A 354-nucleotide genomic window follows, 5' to 3' on the forward strand; every position below is an offset into this window, starting at 1 on the left:
CGCATAGGGCACGTGGTTGGAGAGGCTCTGCAACAGCGCATAGAACGGCTTGCCGGTGCTCGCCAGCTTGTCCAGTTCCTCGTTGCCACGGGCGAACATGTCCTGGTCGGAGACGCCCCAGGTCGGATCGGAGAACACCGGGTCGACATAGTCGTTGCGGCCGATGAAGGTGGTCATGCCCTGGTTGCTGAAGAAGCCGGACTGGTTGTCCCAGGCGAAATCGCCGTTGTAGACGTAGACGTCCTCGTACTGGCGGGCGCTGAGCAACTGCGGCAGGCCGGAGAACTTGTGGCCGCCCTCCGGGGTTTGCATCAGGTATTCGAAGCCCGGCAGGTTGGGGAAGCAGGCCATGGT

1 protein-coding gene is annotated in these 354 nt (G+C 62.7%); it reads right to left on the reverse strand.

The features are described from left to right. The coding region (locus ACLJNW_RS23715; RefSeq protein ID WP_410961160.1) for a sulfatase-like hydrolase/transferase at nucleotides 1–354 on the reverse strand (354 nt) is incomplete at both ends.

The organism is Salmonella sp. SAL4457 (assembly GCF_046548235.1).
In the GTDB taxonomy this organism is placed as follows: Bacteria; Pseudomonadota; Gammaproteobacteria; order Enterobacterales; family Enterobacteriaceae; genus Salmonella; species Salmonella enterica.